Origin of the sequence: Kribbella speibonae, assembly GCF_004331375.1 — a bacterium.
GTDB lineage: Bacteria > Actinomycetota > Actinomycetes > Propionibacteriales > Kribbellaceae > Kribbella > Kribbella sindirgiensis.
On the sequence record NZ_SJKC01000006.1, the window covers coordinates 397,218 to 419,542 of the forward strand.

Consider the following 22,325-nt stretch of genomic DNA (forward strand, 5'->3'; position numbering starts at 1 on the left):
AACCGAGTCAGAATTGGGACGTTCCAAGTCTTGCAACTTGCTGCAACCCCTTACCCGGTGAATTCTCGCCACCGAAACACCCGGCGGTGCGGTGACCGGGGGTCGGGGTGGCTACTGTCGTCTGGTGCAGAAATGGCCTGGTCGTCCCTACCCTCTCGGCGCCACGTTCGACGGCGCCGGGACGAACTTCGCGGTGTTCTCGGAGGTTGCCGATCGAGTGGACCTGTCGCTGGTCGGCGACGACGGAACCGAGCAGCTGGTGCAGCTGACCGAGGTGGACGGCTTCGTCTGGCACGCGTACCTCCCCGGAGTGCAGCCGGGACAGCGCTACGGCTTCCGGGTGCACGGCCCGTTCAACCCGGCCGAGGGCGACCGGTGCAACCCGTCCAAGCTGCTGCTGGACCCGTACGCGAAGGCTGTCGACGGGCAGATCGACGGTGACGAGTCGCTGTTCAGCTACCGGTTCGCGAAGCCCGATGAGCTGAACACCATGGACAACCGCGAGCACACCATGCTCTCGGTGGTAACCAACCCGTTCTTCGACTGGGGCAACGACCGCCCGCCGGAGCACGCGTACCACGAGACCGTGATCTACGAGGCGCACGTCAAGGGCCTCACCAAGACGCATCCGGGGCTGCCGGAGAACATCCGCGGTACGTACGCCGGGATCGGCCACCCGGCCGTCATCGAGCACCTCAAGGAGCTCGGGGTGTCCGCGATCGAGCTGATGCCGGTGCACCAGTTCGCCCAGGACGGCCACCTGCAGGAGCTCGGTCTGTCGAACTACTGGGGTTACAACACGATCGGCTTCTTCGCGCCGCACAACGCCTATTCGTCGACCGGCACCCGCGGTCAGCAGGTGACCGAGTTCAAGGCGATGGTCAAGGCGCTGCACGAGGCGGATATCGAAGTGATCCTCGACGTCGTCTACAACCACACCGCCGAGGGGAACGAGTTCGGTCCGACGCTGTCGTTCAAGGGCATCGACAACGCGGCGTACTACCGGCTGGTCGACCAGGACAAGTCGCACTACTACGACACCACCGGCACCGGCAACAGCCTGCTGATGCGGCATCCGCACGTGCTGCAGCTGATCATGGACTCGCTGCGCTACTGGGTCACCGAGATGCACGTCGACGGCTTCCGCTTCGACCTCGCGGCCACACTGGCCCGCCAGTTCCACGAGGTCGACCGGCTGTCGGCGTTCTTCGACCTGGTCCAGCAGGACCCGGTCGTGAGTCAGGTGAAGCTGATCGCCGAGCCGTGGGACGTGGGCGACGGCGGGTACCAGGTGGGCAACTTCCCGCCGCTGTGGACGGAGTGGAACGGCAAGTACCGCGACACCGTGCGGGACTTCTGGCGCGGCGAGCAGTACACGCTGGCCGAGTTCGCCTCCCGGCTGACCGGTTCCTCGGACCTCTACCAGGACGACAGCCGCCGGCCGCTGGCCAGCATCAACTTCGTCACCGCCCACGACGGCTTCACGCTGCGCGACCTCGTGTCGTACAACGAGAAGCACAACGAGGCGAACGGCGAGGGCGGCAAAGACGGCGAGAGCCACAACCGCTCCTGGAACTGCGGTGTGGAGGGTTCGACGGACGACCCAGAGGTACTGCGACTGCGCGCCAAGCAGCAGCGCAACATCCTCACCACGCTGCTGATCTCACAGGGCGTGCCGATGATCGCGCACGGCGACGAGCTCGGCCGGACGCAGAGCGGCAACAACAACGTCTACTGCCAGGACAACGAGATCGCCTGGGTGGACTGGGCGCTCGGTGAGCCGCAGAAGCACCTGCTCGAGTTCACCCGGTCCGTGGTCCGCCTGCGCAACAACCACCCGGTGCTGCGCCGCCGCCGCTTCTTCCACGGCGACACGGGGATCGACGGTCTCGGCGACCTGGTCTGGTTCGCGCCGAAGGGCGCCGAGATGCAGAATGGCGACTGGCAGCAGAACGACGCCCGCGCGATCGCCGTCTTCCTGAACGGCGACGCTATCTCCGAGCCGGACCTCCGCGGTGAGCCCGTGGTCGACGACTCGTTCCTGATCCTGCTGAACAGCAACTACGAACCGGTCGACTTCCTCCTCCCACCCGAGGAGTACGGCGAGAACTGGACGGTCGTCGTCGACACGACGAGTGCCACCGGCGCGGGCACCGACGAGCCGCACGCCGCCGGGACGACTGTTCAGCTGGAGGCCCGCAGCACGCTGGTCCTGACCCGCCCGAGGCAGGCAGCCGGATGACGGCGGTCCCGCAGGCTACTTACAGGTTCCAGCTCCGCGGCGAGTTCGGCTTCGACGACGCCGCCGCAGTGGTCCCGTACCTGGCCGGCCTCGGGATCTCCCACGCCTACCTCTCCCCGATCCTCCAGGCCGCACCGGGTTCCACCCACGGGTACGACGTGGTGGACCACAGCCGGCTGTCCGAGCCGATGGGCGGCCGTCCCGCGTTCGACCGGCTGTCCGCGCAACTCACCGAACACCGCATGGGCGCCGTCGCGGACGTCGTACCGAACCATGTCGCCGTGCCGACGCCGGAGAGTCTGAACAAGGCGCTGTGGTCGGTGCTGCGGCTCGGGCCTGGTTCGCAGTACGCGGACTGGTTCGATGTCGACTGGGGTGCGGGCAACCAGCCGTTGCTGATGGCGGTGCTGGGACAGCGGATCGGCAAGGTGCTGGCGGACGGCGAACTGTCGGTCGACGGCGACGTACTGCGGTACTACGAGCACGAGTACCCGCTGCGGCCGGGGACCGAGGAGCTGCCGATCCAGGAGCTCGTCACCGAGCAGTGGTACCGCTTGGCGCACTGGCGGGTTGCTGACGAGGAGCTGAACTACAGGCGGTTCTTCGACGTCGACACGCTCGCCGCAGTACGCCAGGAGACGCAGGAGGTCTTCGACGCGACGCACCAGCTCCTGCTCGCGCTGCTGCACGAGGGCAAGCTCAACGGGTACCGGATCGACCACCCCGACGGTCTGGCGGACCCACGCGGCTACCTGCGCCGGTTGGCCGAGCGCACCGGCGGTGCATGGGTCGTGGTGGAGAAGATCCTCGAAGGCGACGAGCAGCTCCCACGCGACTGGCCCTGCGCCGGCACCACCGGGTACGACGCCCTGCTGCGCGTCGGCGGCCTGTTCGTAGACCCTGCCGGTGCTGCACCGCTTGCAGCACTCCACTCGGAGCTCACCGGCGCACCGGCCGACTTCGGACCCGTGGTGGAGCAGGCGAAGCGCGAGATCGTCCAGCACGGGCAGTACGCCGAAGTGCATCGGCTGGTCGAGTTGCTGGCCCGCATCTGTCAGGACGACGTACGGCTGCGTGACCACACCAGGCGGGCGTTCCACGAGGTCGTGGCCGAGTTGCTGGTCCAGTTCGACGTCTACCGCGCGTACGTCGTACCAGGAGAAGAGGCGCCGGCTACTGCGGTCGCTGCGATGGAGCGCGCGGCCGAGAAGGCGCGGGCCAACCTCGACGACGACCGGCAGGCGACGCTGGACGTCGTACTGCACCTCCTGCTGGGACGGGAGACGAACGCGATCGACGAGCAGGCGCGCGCCGAGCTGATCGTGCGTTTCCAGCAGACCTGTGGTCCGGTGATGGCCAAGGGCGTCGAGGACACCGCGTTCTACCGGTGGCTGCGGCTCACGTCGCTCAACGAGGTCGGTGGAGACCCGGAGCACTTCGGTGTCACGCCGGAGGAGTTCCACGCGTACGCCTCCCAGCTGAACCAGCACTGGCCCAAGACGATGACCACGCTGTCCACTCACGACACCAAGCGGTCCGAGGACGTCCGCGCGCGTCTCGGCGTACTGTCCGAGCAGCCCGCCGCCTGGTCGGAGGCGGTGCGTGAGTGGCGCAGGCTCACGGAAGATCACCGGAACCCGTTGCTGGACGGCAGCACGGAGTACCTGTTCTGGCAGACGCTCTTCGGCACCTGGCACGACGGACCGCTCGCCGAGGACCGCCTGCAGGCGTACCTGTTGAAGGCGATCCGGGAGGCGAAGCGGCACACCTCGTGGACCTCACCCGATGACGAGTACGAACAGACCGTCGCCGCCTTCGCAACAGCAGTCCTGCACGACGACACGCTGCTCGACTCGGTACGCCGCTTTGCAGACGAGCAGACCGACTACGTGCGCGCAGCCACGCTCGGACAGAAGCTGGTGCAGCTGACGATGCCCGGCGTACCGGATGTGTATCAGGGCACCGAACTGGTCGATCTGTCCCTCGTGGACCCCGACAACCGACGTCCCGTGGACTACGAGCAGCGCATCGAGCGGCTGCAGCGTCTGGACGACGGCGGCAAGCCGGAGGACTTGTCCGACGAGAAGCTGCTCGTCACGTCGCGGGCGCTCCGCCTCCGCCGGCAGTACCCGGAAGCCTTTGCCGGCAGCTACACGCCGCTCCCGACGTCCAACGGGCACGCGGTCTCGTTCGCCCGTGGAGACGCGGTTATCACCGTGGCGACCAGGCTGCCCGCCGCGCTGCAGCGTCTGGGCGGCTGGGGTGAGAGCACTGTGGTGCTGCCGAGTGGTCAGTGGAAGAACGTGCTGACCGGCCGCGACGTCGGCAGCGGCGCCGCGCGGATCGTCGACCTGCTGACCGACCTGCCGGTTGCCCTTCTGGTCAGGAGCTGACAGCCATGCACACGTTCCGCGTCTGGGTACCTGAGGCGACCAACGTCGACCTGGTGCTCCGGGACGGGGTGCTGCCGATGAGCTCCGTCGACGACGGCTGGTGGGAACGCCGCGTGGTCGAGGCGCACCACGGCACCGACTACGCGTACTCCGTCGACGGCAGCGATCCCCTCCCCGATCCACGCAGTCCCTGGCAACCGGACGGTGTCCACGGGTTCAGCCGGGTCTTTGACGCGGACCGCTTCGAGTGGAACGACGACAGCTGGACAGGTCGCAACGTACGCGGTGCTGTCTTCTACGAGCTCCACCTGGGCACATTCACGTTGGAAGGCACGTTGGACGCTGCCGCCGAGCACCTGGACTACCTGGCTGTGCTCGGCGTAGAGGTGGTCTCGCTGCTGCCGGTAGCCGCGTTCCCCGGCGTCCGCGGCTGGGGGTACGACGGTGTGGACCTGTACGCCGTCCACGCGCCGTACGGCGGTCCCGAAGCACTGCAGCGGTTCGTCGACCGGTGTCACGTCGCTGGACTCGCCGTGTGTCTCGACGTCGTCTACAACCACCTCGGCCCGAGCGGGAACTACCTGGCCAGCTTCGGTCCGTACTTCACCACGCGCCACTCCACCCCGTGGGGCCCCGCGGTCAACCTCGACGACACCGGCAGTCCCGAGGTACGACGGTGGATCTGCGACAACGCACTGCGCTGGTTCCAGGACTTCCACATCGACGTACTGCGATTGGACGCCGTACACGCGCTGGTCGACGACAGCCCGACCCACCTGCTTCAGCAGCTGTCTACTGAGACCGCAGCGCTGTCCAAGGAAGTGGGACGGCCGCTGGGGCTGGTGGCGGAGTCCGACCTCAACGACCCGCGGACGGTCGAGCCGGTGTCACAAGGCGGGATGGGCATGACCGCGCAGTGGAGCGACGACTTCCACCACGCGCTGCACGCGCTGCTGACCGGCGAGCGGTTCGGGTACTACGTGGACTTCGGGGATCCGGCCGTGTTCGCGAAAACGCTGACGCGGGTGTTCCTGCACGACGGGGAGTACTCGACGTTCCGCGGCAAGGACTGGGGCCGGCCGGTGGATCGACGTACCCACCGCGGCGGTGAGTTCCTCGTCTACACGTCGAACCACGATCAGGTCGGCAACCGCGCCCTCGGCGATCGGCCCGCGTTGACGCCGGGGCAGCTCGCGATCGGCGCCGCGCTGGTGCTGACGTCGCCGTACACGCCGATGCTGTTCATGGGTGAGGAGTGGGGTGCGTCGACGCCCTGGCGGTTCTTCACCGATTTCACCGAGCCTGCACTGGCCGACGCGGTGCGGACCGGGCGGCGGCGGGAGTTCGCGGAGTTCGGCTGGGACGCGGACGAGATCCCGGACTCGCAGGATCCGCAGACGTGGCGGAGTTCGGTGCTCGACTGGTCCGAGCCGGACGAGGCGCCGCATCGCGACGTACTCGCCTGGTACCGGCACCTGCTGACGTTCCGGGCCCGGATGCCCGAACTGCGCGACGACCGGCTCGAGTCCGTCGGGATCGCCTTCGACCCGGCCGGCGCCTGGCTGGTGGTGACCCGCGGCAGCCTGCGCGTGGCCGCGAACCTGACCGCCTCGGACGCGGTGGTTCCGGTCGACGCGATCCCGGAGTACCTCGTGATGTCGTTCGCCGGGGCCGAGCTCACCGACGACGGTGTCCGGTTGCCCGCTCACGGCGTCGCGATCCTCGCCGTCTGAGATTTTCCAGACAAAGTGCACGTTTGTGGGTCATTCCAACACAAGACGGCGTTCGAGCGTGTTGATCCGTGGTGATTTCCGGAATCGCTTGCTGCCGGGGCTCTCGTGACGGACTGTAGATGAGCCAGCAGGGGACGGGGGTTTGACGGGAGGACCGGATGACAGTCGGAGGCGTCGACACTTACTACGACTACGAAGAAAAACAGTGGAAGAGCCGGAAACTGGGCGGCGGCCCGATCCGCCGAGGCCCGGTCTGCCCGGCCCCACGCACCCCGGAGCACACGGCCCACGAAACCCGCCGCGAGCCCCGCCGAGACCACGAAGTACCCAAGCACACCCTCAACTGACCCACCCCGGTGACAGGGCCCGCCAGACCAGGTCACCCCAACCCTCCAGCGACCGTCGCACAACCACCCGACGGTCGCTGAGCCCTGCCTTCAGAACAAACGAAGAAAGAAAAAGAGCCTTTAGAGTGGCGGCTGGCTTCAGCGGTCACCCGGAAGTTTGAAGGTCCCGCGGACCAGCTTCCGGAAGGTAGCTGCCCCTGAGCACAAACTTCCTTCCGCAGAGCAGGCCGGAACCGCCAGCCTCATAGGACAGCCGGGGCGGCGACGTGAGGTTGGGGAGGCTTTTCTGCCCGATTCGGCACACAATCCTCCCCAGGTCCGGTCGTTCCCCAGGCCGGACTTCTTCGTCACCCAGTCCGGCTGCAGGGCCGACCCAGCCCGACGGCGGGCCGGCGCCGCGTATCCCCAGGCGCCAAGCAGACCCAGGCTCAGCCGAAGTCTCCTCTGCATCTTCTCTTCGTTCTTTCCTTGATCTCTGCCTTGCGGGCTCGCTCGAGACTCAGTCAAACCCGCGCCTGCTAGCTGAAGTCAGCCACTACTCTAAATCTCTTCTTTTTCTTGTGATTTCCTCTTCTTTTCGGTTTCTGGGGTTTCTGTTCAGCCGGCAGCAGTTGTTACGTCGGTGGGGAGGAGGGAGCGGAGTTCCTCCAGGGTGGGGCGGCGGCCTAGGGTGCGGAGGCGTTGGGATTGGGCTTTGCGCATGGCTTCTACCAGGCGGCGGGCTTCGCGGGCGTTGCCGAAGTTGGGGCCGTCGGCGATGCGGTCGAAGTACGACGTGAGGGGTGCGCCGGCCGCCGGGTCGAGCAGGTAGTCGCCTCCGGCAACCATTCGGTCGGTGATCAGCAGCAGTTCCTCCGCGCTGTAGTTCTCGAACTCGATCGTCTTCGAGAACCGGGACGCGAGGCCGGGGTTGGCGGCCAGGAAGTCGTTCATCTCGGCGGTGTACCCGGCGACGATGATCGCGATCTCGTCGCGATGGTCCTCCATCAGCTTGACCAGCGCGTCGATCGCCTCCTGCCCGAAGTCGCCGTTCCCGGCCGCGCGGGACAGCGTGTACGCCTCGTCGATGAACAGCACGCCGCCGAGCGCTTTCTCGAAGACCTGCGCGGTCTTCTCCGCGGTGTGCCCGATGTACTGACCGACGAGATCCCGCCGCGACACCTCGATGAACCCGCCGTCGGGCAGTACGCCGAGCGCCTTCAGCAGCTTCCCGTACAGCCGGGCCACCGTGGTTTTCCCGGTCCCCGGCGCACCGGCGAAGATCAGGTGGTGGCTGACCGCGCCGATCGACAACCCGGCGGAGCTGCGCCACTCGTTGACCTGGATCTCGTCGACCAGCGCCCGGACCTCGGCCTTCACACCGGGCAGCCCGACCATCGTGTCCAGCTCGCCGAGCAGGTCGTCCACCGGCCCGTTCTCGGCCGCCGCCATGCTCTGCTCGATTACCTCGACCGTGCTACCGCTCGCGATCGACAGCGCGGGCTCCGCCGTGTTGGTCGCCCGCAGCCCCTCGACCGCCCCGCCGCAGCCGGGCGCGAACGTGATCGCCGACCCGCGGGTGTCGTGCACGGTCGGCCGCCGAATCGTCGGCGTACTGCCGTGCGCGACGCCGATCCCCTCCGTGCCGGTCTGCCCGATCTCGACGTCGGCGAGCTCCGGACGGCTGTACTGGTAGATGTACACGCCGCGCCCGCCGCAGCCGGTGATCGTGCAGCCCCGGATGAGCGGGTCGGCGCCCAGCGCGACGACGATGCCGTCGCCGGAGATCTCCCGGACGGTCGTGTCCAGGATTTGCCCGCCGGCGCCCTCGACCACGATCCCGGTCTCGGCGCCGCTCACCGTGCAGTCCTCGACGGTGAACGACGGACTCGCGTGCACGCTGACCGCCGGTCGCGTCTTCCCGGTCACGGTGCACCGCGAGAGCGTCAGCGCCGTACGGTCGACCGAGATCGCGACCCCGTCCGTCGCGCGGATCTCCAGCCCACGCAGGGTCAGCGTGCCGTCGACCGCACGAATCGTCGGCCAGTCGGCGCCTGATCCGTCCAGTACGACGTCGGCGCCGCTCTCGGCCTGCAGTGTGACCGAGCGCCCGGTGAGTTCGAGCGTCTCGGCGTACGTCCCGGCCGCGATCGCGACCGTGGCTCCGTCCGGCGCCTCGAGGAGCGCCGAGCCGACGGTTTGATAGGCGCCGGGACGATCGGCGGCGACGGACAGGATCCTCATGACGCGCGCTCGAGGAGCCAGCCGCGGTCGGCGGCCTTGACGCCGGCCTGGAAGCGGCTGCGGGCGCCGAGGCGGTTCATGATCTGCGCGACCATCCGGCGTACCGTCCGGACCGAGATGTCGAGGTGCGCCGCGGCCACCTCATCGGTCGCGCCGAGGGCGAGCAGCCGCAGCATCTCCTGCTCACGCAGCGACAGGTCGGCCTCGTGCGGCAGGTCCCGGTCGGCCAGCGGTACGGCGTCCGGCCAGATCCGCTCGAACAGTTCCAGAGCGTTCACGACGACACTGGTCAGCCGCAGTACGGCGATGCTGCCGTTGGTGCTGTCGGCGGGGAGTACGGCGACCGAACCGTCGATCACGATCGCGTTCATCGGCACGTGCGGGATCGTCCGGACGGCGACACCGGCGAGCGACAGCGCACCGAGGTGCCGGCCGACGCTCGGTGTGGTGCGCGCGTGGTCGGGGAAGATCGCCCGGTACCGCACGCCGTGCTTGACCTCGCGCGGCCCGAACGTCGGACCGGCCAGCGTGCTCATGGTGATCACCTCGTCCTGGGCGGACGCGAGCAACTCGGCGAGCCCGCTGTGGGCCGGGATCTGCTGAAAGCCGGAGGGGCGGGGAAGCATTGTGACAGTCATGAGAGAGGGACCCCCAGAGGTAGCGTGGCGGCGACGCCGGCGGCGTGCCGCCCGTCGAGGCGTTCGGGCTCGACCCCGAAGGAGCGGGCCAGGGTGGTGAGGACGGAGAACGCCGTGTCGAGCGTGGCCGGATGGGATGCGGCCAGGCGGAGTACGACGTCGTGGCGGGCGGAAGTCGAGTGGGCGGAGCTGGAGGTGGCGGTGACGGCGATCGTCTGCGCGGCGCCGGTGCCGGTACCGAGCAGGGCGCCGATCAACGCCTGAGTAGTTGCTGCAGGCAAGGAAGCGGAGCCGGCCAGTCGCACGGACAGCTGCCGGACCGGACCGCAGGACCAGGAGGTCCAGCGCTCGTGGAGTTGTCCGCGACCGGCGTTCGCGTGGGCCAGCGCGCCGAGGGACGCGAGTACGTCGGACTCGTCGAGCGGCATGTTCTCGACCTGTTCGCGGTCCAGCCGCCGAACGAGTCGCCGGACCGTGTTGGCGAGCACCTGCCGCAACTGCTCGTCGGTGGCGATGTCCGGTGTCCGCTCGGCCGCGACCGCGATCCATGCCCGCGGCGGCTGGTTCTGCTTGACCCCGGTGTGCAGGATCAGCTGTACGCCGATACCGACCGGCTGCTCGTCCGACGCCTCCGCGAGCTGCCCCAACTGCGGCAGCAACCGGTGCTGTGTCTCCGGACCGAGCCGCAGCGCGACACTCGCCCCAGCAGGTCGACTGAGAACGCCGTACGGCTGCTCGCGGACGACCACCTGGTCGGTCGCGGTCCGGCCGTGGAACGTACTGACCAGCCGGACCGCGATGTCCGTGCCGAGGTCGTGCTTGCGCCGCCGTACCAGGAACACGAGCAGGACGCCCACCCAGCGGTACAGCCACAGGCCGCGGATGCGGATGGCTGTGAGCAGCACCAGCGACACCGCGGCGACCGACGTCAGGATCAGTACGGTCCGGGACGCTGTGGTTGCCGCCCCGACTGCCACCACGGCCAGCTGCCAGCAAATGATCTGCCCGACGTGGACGGCCCGGTCCGGGAGCTCGACCTTGTCGGCGACCGGTGCCGGTGCGGGCGGCTCGGCGGCCAGGTGCAGCTTCTGTTCGGACGGCTTGACCGAACCCACCGACGCGATCAGGGTGCGCGTCGGCGGCTGCTGCACGCGTGGCTGGGCCAGTGGCATCCCGACCGCGGTCGCCTGCGGGAGAGTCGTGGTGGTCGCGGCGTACTCCGCCTCACCCTCGTGCTGAGGCGCCGCGCCGTAGGCCGCGGACTTCACGCGACCAGCTCCGCCTTGGGTCCGGCGATCACCAGCAACTGGCCGGCGTGGTCGCGGACGATCGGGTGGAGCTCGAACCGTCCCGGCGCCGGCTCGGTCACCAGATTGCGGTCCATCAGCTGGTCGACCATCAACTCGGCGTCGGACGGGCTGGTGCCGGTGAGCCGGGCCGCCTGGCGCAGGTCGAAGCGCGGCGTCATCCCGATCTGCCGGTACAGCCGCTGCACCGGACCGGGGAGCGCCTCGTACGCGGCGTCGAAGCGGGCCAGGACCTCGCCCAGCGCCTGGCACCGCGCCGACTGGTCCTCGAGGCGGGCGGCCATCCGCGCGACGGTCCACGGCTGCCGGTTGCGCAATCGTTCGACCAGTTGCCGGATCGCGCCCGGGTGACCGCCGCAGCAGCTCAGGATCTGTTCGAGGTCGGTGAGTTTCGCGGCCTCGTCCGGTGCGAGTACGTCGAGCGTCATCGCCGCCGTACGGTCGAGATCGGACAGCCGGCGGCGGCTGAGCACCAGCACCAGCGCGGCCGGGTCGTTCGGCAGCAGGTGCCGGACCTGGTCGGCGTGCTCGACGTTGTCCAGGATGACCAGGCCCGTTGTTGCGGGCAAAGAAGTCGGGCGCTGGACGTCGACGTACTGCTGGATCTCGAAACCGGAGGCGGCGGCGACCTCGAGCGCGAACGCGGTCTTCCCGATGCCGGGCATTCCGTCGATCGTGACCACGCCGGTGGCGCCGCGCAGTGCCCGGAGCTCCGGGCCGCGGCCGACGAAGGTGCGGACCCGCGGCGGCAGGTTCGAGCTCACGGGCGGCACCGGCGTCGGCAGGACAGCGGGGGACTCCTCGCTAAGGATCTGCTGGTGCAGCGCGGTCAGCTCGGCGCCCGGCTCGATCCCCAGGTCGCGGACCAGCGCGGTCCGGGCCCGCTGGTACGCCGCCAGCGCGTCATGCCGCCGCCCGACCTGGCGGTACGCCGCCATCAGCCGGGCCCACGCCAGCTCCCGGAGCGGCTCCTCCTCGGTCAGCGCCCGCAGTACGGCGATCGCCTCGGCGGGCCGGTCCAGCAGCAGCTGAGCGTCGGCCAGGTCCTCGCGGAGCGCCCGATGCAGCTCGGTCAGCCGGTCCACCGCAGAGGTCGCGTCGGCGGTCAGCCCGTCGTACGGCGCCCCGCGCCAGAGAACCAATGCGCGCTGGACCACGTTGACCGCCTCGGCGGCGTCGCGACGGCTGAGCAACTCGCGGGCCTCGTCGCACAGGGCGGCCGCGACGTCGGCGTCGAGCTCGCCGGGCAGGACGTGCACCCGGTACGCGCCCGGCCGGCTCTCGATCCGCTCCTCCGGAAGCGAGCGGCGGAGCTGCCAGACGTACGTCTTCAGGTTGTTCTGCGCCGAGGCCGGCACGTCCCGGCCGGCCCAGACCGCGTCCACGAGCTGCTCGGTGCTGACCCAGGCGTTGCGGTGCAGCAGGAGCAGCGTCAGCACGGTCGCCGGCTTGCCGCCGCAGAGGTCCAGCGGGCGTTCGTCCGGGCCGTCGACCTCGAGCGGGCCCAGCACCCGGAAGCTCAACCGGTCTGGTGTGTGCGCTGCGTGACCGTTCATGACACATACGATCCGGGGAGACGATGACATTTCGATGACACACGAGGTTGACCGTGCGCGTACTGGTGGTAGAGGACGACAAGGAGCTGCAGGTGGCCGTCCCGGCGGCCCTCCGCTCCGCCAAGCTCGCGGTCGATCTGGCCGTCGACCTGGACGACGCGGATCAGCAGCTGTACGTGAACTCGTACGACTGCGCCGTCTTCGACCGGATGTTCGAGATCGACGGCCGGAAGGTCGACTCGCTCGACTACGTCAGCCGCCGCCGGCGGGAAGGCTGGACCCTCCCGGTACTGTTCCTGACCGGACGGGACACGCTGGCCGACCGGGTGGACGGGTTCGAGCACGGCGGCGACGACTACCTGGTCAAGCCGTTCGCGGTCGAGGAACTCATCGTCCGGGTGCTCAGCCTGATCCGCAGAGGCCCGGCCATCCGCCCACCGATCATCAGGCACGCCGACGTGGAGCTCGACACCGCGCGGCGGACCGTGCAGCGGGCCGGTGTGCTGCTCACCTTGCGAGGGAAGGAATTCTGCGTGCTGGAGTACCTGATGTCGCGGCCCGAGCAGCTCGTGACCACCAAGGAGCTGGTCGACCACTGCTGGGACGGCGACGGCCGGGACTCGAACGTTCTCGCCGTCACGATCACCCGGCTGCGCGCCCGGCTGCGCGGTGGTCCGGATCTGATCCAGGCGGTCCGGGGTCAGGGGTACCGGCTGATCAACCCCGGCGGTGCCGGATGAGTCAGCGCGGGATGCGCGGTCCGTCGGCCGACCGGCTGCGCCGGTTGCGCTGGTGGCTGACCGTGCTGTTCACCGCCACGAACACGGTCGCCCTGATCGTGCTGGCGCCGGTCATCATCGTCCTGGACGCAGACCGCGCGGACGACCAGATCGACCACAGCCTGAACGTGGTGACGCAGTCGGTTCTGCGGTTGGTCGACGAGAGCCGCGGCGCGTTGGTCACGGCCCGGCTGACCGGGGACCCGCTGACGTCGGACTGCCCGGACTTCGTCGTCATGCCGGGAAATTCGGGCGACTTCACTCCGCAGTTCAGTACGCGGGGCTGCACCAGGATCGACCAGCAGCTGCTCGCGGGCATCACCGCCGAGGCAGTGCGGAACGGCAGTCCGGTCTCCCAGGACCGGAGGGCCCAGAACGGGCACGCGATCCGCCTCGCGGCAGAGCCGTTCAAGGATTCCAGTGAGCGCTACATCGGCGCCGTCGTCGCCTGGCAGGACACCGAGGCGCAGGCTCATCGGCATCGGCAGCTCACGATCGCGGTACTGGCCGTCTGCGCGGTCCTGATCGGCGCTGCCGCGCTCGTCGGCTACTGGCTGTCCGGCCGCGCGATCCGGCCCGCGATGGCCGCGCTCGAGCAACAGGAGACGCTGCTCGCCGAGACCGCCCACGATCTTCGTACGCCGGTTGCCGCACTGCGCGCGCTCGCCGAGACCGCGGCGCGGGACCCGGAACAGCGCGCGGAGCTACTGCCCCGGACCGTCCGGCTGGCCGGACGGATGGGCGACATCATCGACGGACTGCTCGTCCGCGCAAGGCTCGCGGCCGGTGTGGAGCACCTCGCGATGCAGCCGGTCTGGCTCGACCAGCTGGTCGCCGGTGTGGTCGAGGACATGCCGACCGAGGGTGCCCGGTTCTCGCTGGTGACCGCGCCGACGATGGTGCGTGCCGACCCGACGCTGCTGCAGCGGGCGATCGGCAACGTGCTGGGCAACGCGATGCGGCACGGCCGGGCGCCGGACGCGGACCAGGCGATCATCACGGTGACGGTCGCCGACGGCCGGGTCACGGTCGCCGACCAGGGGCCGGGGATCGATCCCGAGGTCGGCGCGGACCTGTTCGAGCCGTACACGACCGGCGGCGCCTCGACCGGCCTCGGCCTGTCGATCGTGCGCTGGGTGGTGCTCGCCCACGGCGGCGACCTGAAGGTCTACAACGCCGACGAAGGCGGCGCGATCTTCGAGATCCAACTGCCTACCGTCCAGTAGTAGACCGGTTCTGTACGGCGGATGGACCGGCCCTGAGTATGGTCACTCAGTGCAGTTCGGCGTACACCTGGGGAGATCTCTATGAGCGCGACCATTCCGCCCGGCGAGGCGTATCGGTTGGTGGCGGACAACCTGGCGAAGGTGATCCACGGGAAGCCCGAGGTGATCCGGCTGGCGTTGACCGCGCTGTTCGCCGAGGGGCACCTGCTGATCGAGGACGTGCCGGGGCTCGGCAAGACCACGCTGGCCCGGTGCATCGCCCGCAGCATCGACGCGAGCTGGAACCGGATCCAGTTCACCCCCGACCTGCTGCCCGGCGACATCACCGGCGTGATGGTCTACCACCAGGGCAGCGAGTCGTTCGAGTTCCACCCGGGCGGCATCTTCGCCAACGTGGTGGTCGCCGACGAGATCAACCGCGGCACGCCGAAGACGCAGTCCGCGCTGCTCGAGGTGATGGCCGAGCGCCGCGTGACGGTCGACTCGAACACCCGCGCCGTACCGGACCCGTTCCTGGTCATCGGCACCCAGAACCCGATCGAGATGGAGGGCACCTACCGGTTGCCCGAGGCCCAGCTCGACCGCTTCCTGATGCGGATCGAGATCGGGTACCCCGACCACGACGCCGAGGTCCGGATCGTGCTCGGCGACACCGGCCGGGTCGGACCCGACTCGCTCAGCCCGGTCATCGACGTACCGGCGCTGCGGAACGCGATCGCCGCCGTCCGCTCGGTCCATGTGGACCCCGCGATCAGTTCGTACGCCGTGAAACTGGCCGGAGCGACCCGCGAGCACACCGCGGTCCGGTACGGCGCCAGCCCGCGCGGCAGTATCGCCCTGGTCCGTGCGGCCCGCGCGTTCGCCGCCACCGACGGCCGGGCGTTCACGACGCCCGACGACGTCAAGCAGGTCGCGCATCCGGTGCTCGCGCACCGGTTGGTACTGACGCCGGACGCGGAGCTGAGCCAGCGGCCGCCGTCGTCGGTGGTCGACGAGGTGCTGTCCGCCGTACCTGCGCCGACGGCCGGCGCGACCGCGAGCTGACATGCGGTACCAGGTCAGGGGCAAGGTCAAGGAGTTCCTGCGGCAGGAGGCGTGGCGCTCCAGGGCGGCGCTGGCCGCCGTCGTCACGGTCTGCGTGGTGGCCACGACGCTCGCCGTGACCGGCGCGGGCGCGGACACCAACGGGATGAAGTTCCTGCAGACCGGCCACCTGATCTACAACAGCACGCTGAACCGCGTCTTCCACATCGACGGCGGGACGAAGGCCGTCGACGGGGAGCTGCCGGTTCCGGATCTCGGCCCGGGTGTCCAGACCGTGCAGACCGACAAGCAGGGCTTCATGCTGGCGCGCGGCAGCATCACCGAGTTCGGCAAGTCCGATCTGAAGGTCGAGGACCCGGTCAAGGCGCCCTCCGAGGAACAGCCGACCGCGCTCGAAGCGGCGGGCACGGCGTACGCCGTCTACCGCGACAGCGGTGCGATCACCCGGCTCGGCGAGGACCTGATGACGTTGCCCGGCAGCGGTTCGCTGGGTCCGCCGGTGACCACCGCCGACGGGACATTGTGGGTGCACCGGCTGACCAGCCGCGAACTCTGCCGGCTGCCGGTGAAGGCGGACCGGCTGACCTGCCCGGCCGAGGTGCCGAGCGGTCACACCGGCGCGCTCACTGTGGTGTCGGACCAGGTCGTGTTCGTCGACACCACGGCCCGCGAACTGCGCGCGGTGGACTCCGGTGGCTTCGGCCGGAAGATGCCGGTGCCCGAGGTCGCGATGACGCCGACGTCGATCGTCGCGCCGTACGACGTGAACGGCCGGATCGCGATCGTCGAGCCGACCGGCACCGAGGTACACCTGGTCGACGCCGCCCCGATGGTCGGTGACCGGCAGGCGGCGGCGCCGGTGGCGTGGAAGGTGCGATCGGGCAAGTACTCGCAGATCGCCTCCACCGGGAACGGTCTGGCGCTGATCGACTCGGCCAGCGGCTCGCTGGTGACGTTGGGACCGGACGGCAAGGAGAAGTCCTTCCAGCAGATCCCGCGGCCGTCGCCCAAGGCGAAGGCCGACAGGAAGGACCAGCCGAGGCTGTTCCGCGGTGCGGACAGGCGGGTGTACGTCGACAGCGTGGCCGGCGAGCACTCGATGGTCGTCGACGACGACGGCGAGGTCACCGAGGTCAAGGCGGTCGGACCGGCGAAGAAGCCGGAGAAGTCCCAGCCGCCGCGGCCGAAAGAGACCGTCACACCACCTTCGACACCACCTTCGACACCGCCGTCCACGCCGCCGACCAGCGCGCCGCCGCGGACCGAGGAGAAGCCGCAGCCGCCTGAGAACACCGACGGCGGGGACAAGCGCACGACCAGGCCGCCGCAGCGGACCGAACCGCCGCGCACCGAGCAACCGGAGCGCAAGACCACACCGCCGCCGTCGAAGCCGACGCCGACCAAGCCGACGACCACGAAACCGACGACGACCAAGCCCACTCAGAAGCCGAAACCGCCGCCGGTGAAGGCGACCCGGGCCGCGGCTCCGCCCGGTTTGGAGGCGACCTCGGGCGACAACGAGGTCACCCTCACCTGGCGGCGCCCGAACCTGAACGGCGGGACGTTCGTCAGCTACAGCGTCAGCCAGGACAGCGATCCGGAGACGACGACGTCGTCCAGTTACACGTGGAGCGGGCTGGACAACGGTACGACGTACACGTTCGAGGTTCGCGCGGTGACGACCGGGTCGGACGGCGAGATGCTGATCGGCGTGGCCGCGACGATCACCGCGTCGCCGGGTTCGGGGACGTTCTCGATCAGCTACGGCCCGCAGGCCGACGACGGCCCCGACTCGGACTGCCCGGCGGGTACCGAGCAGGACTGTCATTACATGGTCTTGCATGCCAGAAACTTCGAACCGGACACCGACTACACGTTCCGCGCGTACTCGAACGGCAAGCAGATCCACGACGCGTACACGTTGAGCACGGACAGCAACGGCTACCTGGAGCGGAAGAAGTTCCACAACTCCCGGGTCGGGGAGACGGTCTACGTCACGGCGACCGGACCCGGTGGGCCGTACCGATCCAACTCGTTCAAGTGGCCGGCCGGATGAGGCTCACGGGACGCGGGGTGGCCGTGCTGCTCGGGTCGATCGCCGCCTACGTGCTGGGTGAATTGGCGGGGTACTCCGTCTTTCGCGCACTGGCCGGGATCGGGCTCGGGGCGTTGATCGCAGCGACCGTACTGACGGTGCGGCAGCCGCAGGTGACCGTGCAGCGCGTGCTGTCACCGGATCGCGTCGAGCGCGGTCGTCCGGCGCTGGCGACGTTGCGCGTGCGGAACGAGGGCACGCGGTGGCAGGCCGCATTCGCGGCCCACGACTCGGCGGGTGACGAGCGGCAGGAGGTCAAGATCCGGCGGCTCGGTCCCGGCAGCGAGGCGACGTACCGGTATGAGCTGCCGACCTTGCGGCGCGGGAAGATCGCGGTCGGGCCGCTGACGCTCGAACGCCGCGACCCGCTCGGCCTGGCCAGCAATCGCAAGGCGACCGGCGAGGTCGCGACGTTGTGGGTGCATCCGAGACGGCACCCGACCAAGACTGTGGTCGCCGGCCGGCCGCGGCACCACCACGTCGGACGGACCGCGGACGACTCGCTGCGCGGATCGGCCGACCTGCGCGACGTCCGCCCGTACGTCGTCGGCGACGAGGTCCGTCACCTGCACTGGAAGGCGACCGCGCGGACCGGGCAGTTGATGGTCCGCGACTACGCCGATCCGGATCAGCCGCGGCTCACCGTGCTGCTCGACACCCGGCCCGAACCATTGCCCGAGGCAACATTCGAGGAGGCGACCGAGGTGGCGGCCTCGATCCTGTTCGCCGCGTCCACGGCCGGTCACCGCTGCCGGTTGGTGACCACGGCCGGTGCCGACCTCGCCGCTCCCGGCGGTGCGGTCGCGTCCCGGATGTTCCTCGACGAGCTGTGCGTGGTGGAGCAGCGGGACGACAAGTCGGGTCTGGTGCCTCCCGTGCTGACCACCGGAATGTCCGCGGGCGGCGCGATCGTCGTGGTCACCGGTGCGCGCGGATCCGCCGCGGACTTCGCGCCGCTGCTCAGCCGGTACTCGTCGGTGACCGTGATCGGCCTCGGCGAGGCGCAAGGTGTCGCGCCGATCCTCAGTGCGCAGGTGGTCCTCGGTGGCTCCGCCCAGGAAGCGTTGCAGCAGTGGACAGGAGTCCTGCGATGAGCCGTCGGCAGACGATCGCGGTGCTCGCCGCAGTCCTCGTCGGAGGACTGTGCTTCGGGCCGGTGTTCGGCCTGCGCAACCTGTGGCTGCCGGTGGGAGCGGTGTGCCTGATCACCTTCGTCGTCACGGAGATCTGCCGGCACTGGCTCGCGGCGTGGCGGCCGGTCCTGATCGTGCTCGGCGGCCTGCTGGCCGTGACCGAAACGGTGCTACGGGCAACTACTGTCGCCGGATTGCCGACGGCGGCGTCGATCCGCGCGCTCGGCGACGGGCTGACCGGCTGGCGGTTGACGTTGGAGTCGACCTGGCCGGCGCGGCCGGATCCCGAGCTCGTGGTCTTCGTGCCGCTGCTGACGCTGATCGCCTGCCTGCTCGCGGTCGAACTGCTCGACCGTACGCCGCCGCTGGTCGCGTTGGTTCCCGGGCTCGGGGTCATCGGGGCGAGCCAGTTGTACATCGCTGCCGACGGGTGGAGCGCCGTACTGATAGCCGCAGCGCTCGGGCTGATCGTGGTGGCGCTGCTGATCCCGGACAATCTCGAGTACCGGCGGATCGCGCCCTGGGTCGCGACCGCGGTCGTGACCGTCGCCGCGATCGTGTGCGGGCTCGTCGTGAGCACGATCGATCCCGCCGGGCGTACGCCGTACTCGCTGCAGAAGGTGCAGTCCGCGACGGCGCCCGGCGTACGGCAGACGAGTCCGCTGGACGAGCTCGCCAGCCGGTTGAGTGCGCGGGAACGCGACGAGGTGGTGTTCAAGTACACGGCGTCGAAGCCGGTCGACCGCTGGCGGCAGGTCGCCCTCGACGACTTCGACGGAGCGAACTGGACGACCGATCACCCGTTCCTCCGAATGGGATCCGAGGTGGGGTCGGACGTAACGGTGCCGACGTCGCTGGAGTCGGCGAGCGTGCGGCTCGAGGACCTCGACGGGCCGTGGCTGCCGAGCCAGTTGCTGCCGGCAACGGTCAGCGGCGTGACGGATCCGCAGGTGGAGCCGATCGGCGGGACGCTGATGGCGTCCGGCCGGCCGGACGACTACCAGCTGACCTGGCGGAAACCGGACATCGACGCACAGTACCTGCTGGACGCGGGGATCGACGGCGACGTGATGAACCGCTTGAGCGACCTGCCTCCGGTGCCGCCGGAGATCGCGTCGATCGACCCGTTGCAGGGGAAGCGGGCGACGTTCGCGACGGCGATCGCGCTGGAGAAGTACATGCGGCAGCACTACACGCTGGCGGTCGGCGAGAACCTGCCGACCGGGTACGGGTGGCCGCAGCTGAAGAGTTTCCTCCTCGACGAGAAGCCGGGCGGGGCACAGGCCGAGACCAAGCAGCCGGGTACGAGCGCGCAGTTCGCCGCGGCGTACGTCGTACTCGCCCGGCTGAACGGGATACCGGCGCGGTTGGTGGTCGGGTTCCGCGCGCCTGCGAAACCGGAGGCGGACGGGTACTACACCGTGCGGAACTCCGACGCGTTCGCGTGGCCCGAGGTAGCGGTCGACGGCCTCGGTTGGTGGCCGCTGGATCCGGCCGAGGACGCGGCCACCGGGAAGACCACGGTCGCTGGTTCGATCGACGACATCACCAGCCAGGCGCGGGCCGCCGTACCGTCGGTGGAGAAGATCAAAGACCCGGAGGTCCCGCCGCAGACCGACCGGGGCGACGACGGCGGGCGGCCGATCCTGCCGCCGATTTCGCTGACTGCCGTGTTCGCGGTGTCGGCGGGGTTGTTGCTGCTGTGGCTGGCCGGCGTACCGCTGCTGAAGCTTGTCCGGTCGGCGCGACGCCGGCGCCGGGGCGGGAGTGCGGCCGTGGTCGGGGCGTGGGCCGAAGCGCGGGATCGGCTGCGCGCGCACGGCGTACCGGTGACTGCAGGGATGACGGTGCGGGATCTCGCCGACGCGGCCAAGGAGCTGCCGGAGACCGCTGGCGGGCTGACTCGGGTCGCGCAGGCCGTCGATCACGCGCTGTGGTCAGGGGGAGCGACCACGCCGGAGGTGCAGAACGACGCGTGGACCGGGGTTCGCGAGCTGCGGAAGGCCTTGCGCGGACGGCCGTGGGTCGACCGGTTCCAGGCGTCGCTCGAGCTGCGAACACTGTTCACCCGTTAGCGTCGGCCGGGACTTGCCGGGGCCGGGAGCGCGGTAGTTTCCGGGTCGCATAGAGTGACATCTGTCGCGACAGGAAGGAATCCGCTCGATGGCCGACGCAGACAAGCACGTGACGGACAACTCGCCGTTCCCGAGCTTCGACACGACCAAGCCGAGTATCGCGCGGACCTACGACTACCTGCTCGGCGGCAAGGACAACTTCGCCGTCGACCGCGCGTTCGGGGACCGGTTCATCAACGAACTGCCCGGGTCCCGGGTGATCGCGTACGACAACCGCGGCGCCTTGATCCGCGCGGTCCGCGAGCTGGTCCGGACGACGCCGGTCCGGCAGTTCATCGACCTCGGCAGCGGCCTGCCGACCGCGGACAACGTGCACCAGGTCGCCCAGCGGTACGCGCCGGACTCGAAGGTCGTGTACGTCGACAACGACCCGATCGTGCTCGCGCACGGCCGCGCCCTGCTCGCCGAGAACGACAACACCACGGTCATCCAGGCCGACCTGCGGGAACCGAAGGCGATCATCGAGCACCCCGAGACCGTGCGGCTGGTCGACTTCGGCCGCCCCGTCGGCGTGATCTTCAGCGCCACCCTGCACCACGTGAACGACGACGAGGACCCGGCCGGCATCGTCCGCTTCTGGAAGGACCGGATCGCCTCCGGCAGCCACGTCTTCATCAGCCACTTCCGCAGCGAGAACGACCCCCGCAGCCAGGAACTCGAGCAGGTCCTCCAAGGCTCCCTGGGCCGCGGCCGCTGGCGCACCGACGAACAGATCCTCGCCCTCTTCGGCGAAGGCTTCACCGTCCTGGACCCCGGCATCGTCCCCGCCACCAACTGGCGCAACCCAGAACCCCCCGACGACCTCACCGACTACCAGCACCTGATCGCCGCAGCCCTCGCCGTCAAGAACTAACTACGGATATCCGGCTCTTCTGTTGTATGTGTGGGCGATCTGTCGGGCCGCAGTCCTGCACGGCCGCGGCCCGGGTTGGGTTGGGTTCCAACGCTGCAGCGTGCGCACCGAACCGGAGGGTTGCCCACTGAGCTGACGGGTTGCCCCGCCGGATTCTGAGTGGGCAACCCTCCAACTGGGTGGGCAACCCGCCGAACATCCGGTCCTCGTCGCCGCGACGGCGACGCCGGCGGGCCCCGGTGCCGGGCCGGGGAGTTCTACTGGTCACTTCAGGTGCGTCACGCTCCCCACCCCACGACCAGCCCGTCCTGTCCACAATGCACCTTCCCGCACGACCCGCCCACACCCGAGCACACCTGGAGCACGGTCGGCTGGGTTGCCGAGGGTAGAGACACGATCTGGCACCGCAGACAAGGAACATCAGGTCTCAGCCCACCACAACCTGTCCCACGCCACCGCAACTCACCCACACATACCGCAGGAGAGCCGGATATCCCCTGGTGCTGGGGGTTCTTCGCTGGTGTGCGAGGGGAGACCCCCAAGTCGAGGGGTTAACCCACCTGCCGACGCGCCCTGGCTCGGCGGGTTGGTCGGGAATTGATAAGCGGGTGGGTGGGGTCG

At 69.4% G+C, this 22,325-nt stretch carries 15 protein-coding genes; 11 read left to right on the forward strand and 4 right to left on the reverse strand.

Annotated features, from left to right (window positions below):
- The first annotated feature begins 124 nt into the window (after positions 1 to 124).
- From glgX to E0H92_RS36280, 4 genes are all read left to right on the forward strand, one after another.
- Positions 125 to 2,242 (forward strand): glycogen debranching protein GlgX, encoded by a 2,118-nt coding sequence (glgX, locus tag E0H92_RS36265; RefSeq protein WP_131499394.1) that lies wholly within the window; start codon positions 125 to 127, stop codon positions 2,240 to 2,242.
- The gene (treY, locus tag E0H92_RS36270; RefSeq protein WP_131499395.1) at positions 2,239 to 4,635 is read left to right on the forward strand and encodes a malto-oligosyltrehalose synthase; all 2,397 of its coding nucleotides are present in this window, start codon (positions 2,239 to 2,241) and stop codon (positions 4,633 to 4,635) included. Before glgX ends, treY begins: the two co-directional genes overlap by 4 nt.
- A gap of 5 nt (positions 4,636 to 4,640) precedes the next feature.
- Positions 4,641 to 6,368, forward strand: coding sequence for a malto-oligosyltrehalose trehalohydrolase (gene treZ / locus E0H92_RS36275; protein ID WP_131499396.1), 1,728 nt, complete (start codon positions 4,641 to 4,643; stop codon positions 6,366 to 6,368).
- A 158-nt stretch (positions 6,369 to 6,526) separates the two neighbouring features.
- Positions 6,527 to 6,715 carry a hypothetical protein gene (locus E0H92_RS36280; RefSeq protein WP_131499397.1) on the forward strand — a complete coding sequence of 63 codons (189 nt, stop codon included), beginning with the start codon at positions 6,527 to 6,529 and terminating at the stop codon, positions 6,713 to 6,715.
- A gap of 597 nt (positions 6,716 to 7,312) precedes the next feature.
- Here E0H92_RS36280 and E0H92_RS36285 read toward each other — a convergent pair.
- The 4 genes from E0H92_RS36285 to E0H92_RS36300 are packed head-to-tail and all read right to left on the reverse strand — an operon-like array spanning position 7,313 to position 12,439.
- A complete protein-coding gene (locus tag E0H92_RS36285; protein ID WP_131499398.1) occupies positions 7,313 to 8,938 on the reverse strand; it encodes a right-handed parallel beta-helix repeat-containing protein in 1,626 nt (541 codons plus the stop codon).
- Positions 8,935 to 9,576: a helix-turn-helix transcriptional regulator gene (locus tag E0H92_RS36290; RefSeq protein ID WP_131466324.1), complete on the reverse strand. Its 642-nt coding sequence runs from the start codon at positions 9,574 to 9,576 to the stop codon at positions 8,935 to 8,937. Before E0H92_RS36290 ends, E0H92_RS36285 begins: the two co-directional genes overlap by 4 nt.
- Positions 9,573 to 10,844: a type VII secretion protein EccE gene (locus E0H92_RS36295; protein ID WP_131499399.1), complete on the reverse strand. Its 1,272-nt coding sequence runs from the start codon at positions 10,842 to 10,844 to the stop codon at positions 9,573 to 9,575. The genes E0H92_RS36290 and E0H92_RS36295 overlap by 4 nt, the downstream gene beginning before the upstream one ends.
- The gene (locus E0H92_RS36300; RefSeq protein WP_165550180.1) at positions 10,841 to 12,439 is read right to left on the reverse strand and encodes an AfsR/SARP family transcriptional regulator; all 1,599 of its coding nucleotides are present in this window, start codon (positions 12,437 to 12,439) and stop codon (positions 10,841 to 10,843) included. The genes E0H92_RS36295 and E0H92_RS36300 overlap by 4 nt, the downstream gene beginning before the upstream one ends.
- Before the next feature lie 53 nt (positions 12,440 to 12,492).
- On the opposite strand from E0H92_RS36300, the gene E0H92_RS36305 reads away from it, so the two are divergent.
- The 7 genes from E0H92_RS36305 (at position 12,493) to E0H92_RS36335 (ending at position 21,704) form a co-directional block, all read left to right on the forward strand.
- Entirely contained in the window at positions 12,493 to 13,179 is a 687-nt protein-coding gene (locus E0H92_RS36305; RefSeq protein WP_131466318.1) for a response regulator transcription factor, read from the forward strand.
- Positions 13,176 to 14,444, forward strand: coding sequence for a sensor histidine kinase (locus E0H92_RS36310; protein ID WP_238153207.1), 1,269 nt, complete (start codon positions 13,176 to 13,178; stop codon positions 14,442 to 14,444). Before E0H92_RS36305 ends, E0H92_RS36310 begins: the two co-directional genes overlap by 4 nt.
- 81 nt (positions 14,445 to 14,525) lie before the next feature.
- Entirely contained in the window at positions 14,526 to 15,488 is a 963-nt protein-coding gene (locus E0H92_RS36315; RefSeq protein ID WP_131466316.1) for an AAA family ATPase, read from the forward strand.
- A 1-nt stretch (position 15,489) separates the two neighbouring features.
- Positions 15,490 to 17,544 (forward strand): fibronectin type III domain-containing protein, encoded by a 2,055-nt coding sequence (locus E0H92_RS36320; RefSeq protein ID WP_131499401.1) that lies wholly within the window; start codon positions 15,490 to 15,492, stop codon positions 17,542 to 17,544.
- Positions 17,541 to 18,677: a DUF58 domain-containing protein gene (locus E0H92_RS36325; protein WP_131499402.1), complete on the forward strand. Its 1,137-nt coding sequence runs from the start codon at positions 17,541 to 17,543 to the stop codon at positions 18,675 to 18,677. The genes E0H92_RS36320 and E0H92_RS36325 overlap by 4 nt, the downstream gene beginning before the upstream one ends.
- Complete coding sequence (locus E0H92_RS36330; RefSeq protein WP_131499403.1) at positions 18,674 to 20,791, forward strand: transglutaminase TgpA family protein; 2,118 nt, start codon at positions 18,674 to 18,676, stop codon at positions 20,789 to 20,791. Before E0H92_RS36325 ends, E0H92_RS36330 begins: the two co-directional genes overlap by 4 nt.
- 88 nt (positions 20,792 to 20,879) lie before the next feature.
- On the forward strand, positions 20,880 to 21,704 hold the full coding sequence (locus E0H92_RS36335; RefSeq protein ID WP_131499404.1) for an SAM-dependent methyltransferase: 825 nt from the start codon (positions 20,880 to 20,882) through the stop codon (positions 21,702 to 21,704).
- Positions 21,705 to 22,325: the final 621 nt, after the last annotated feature.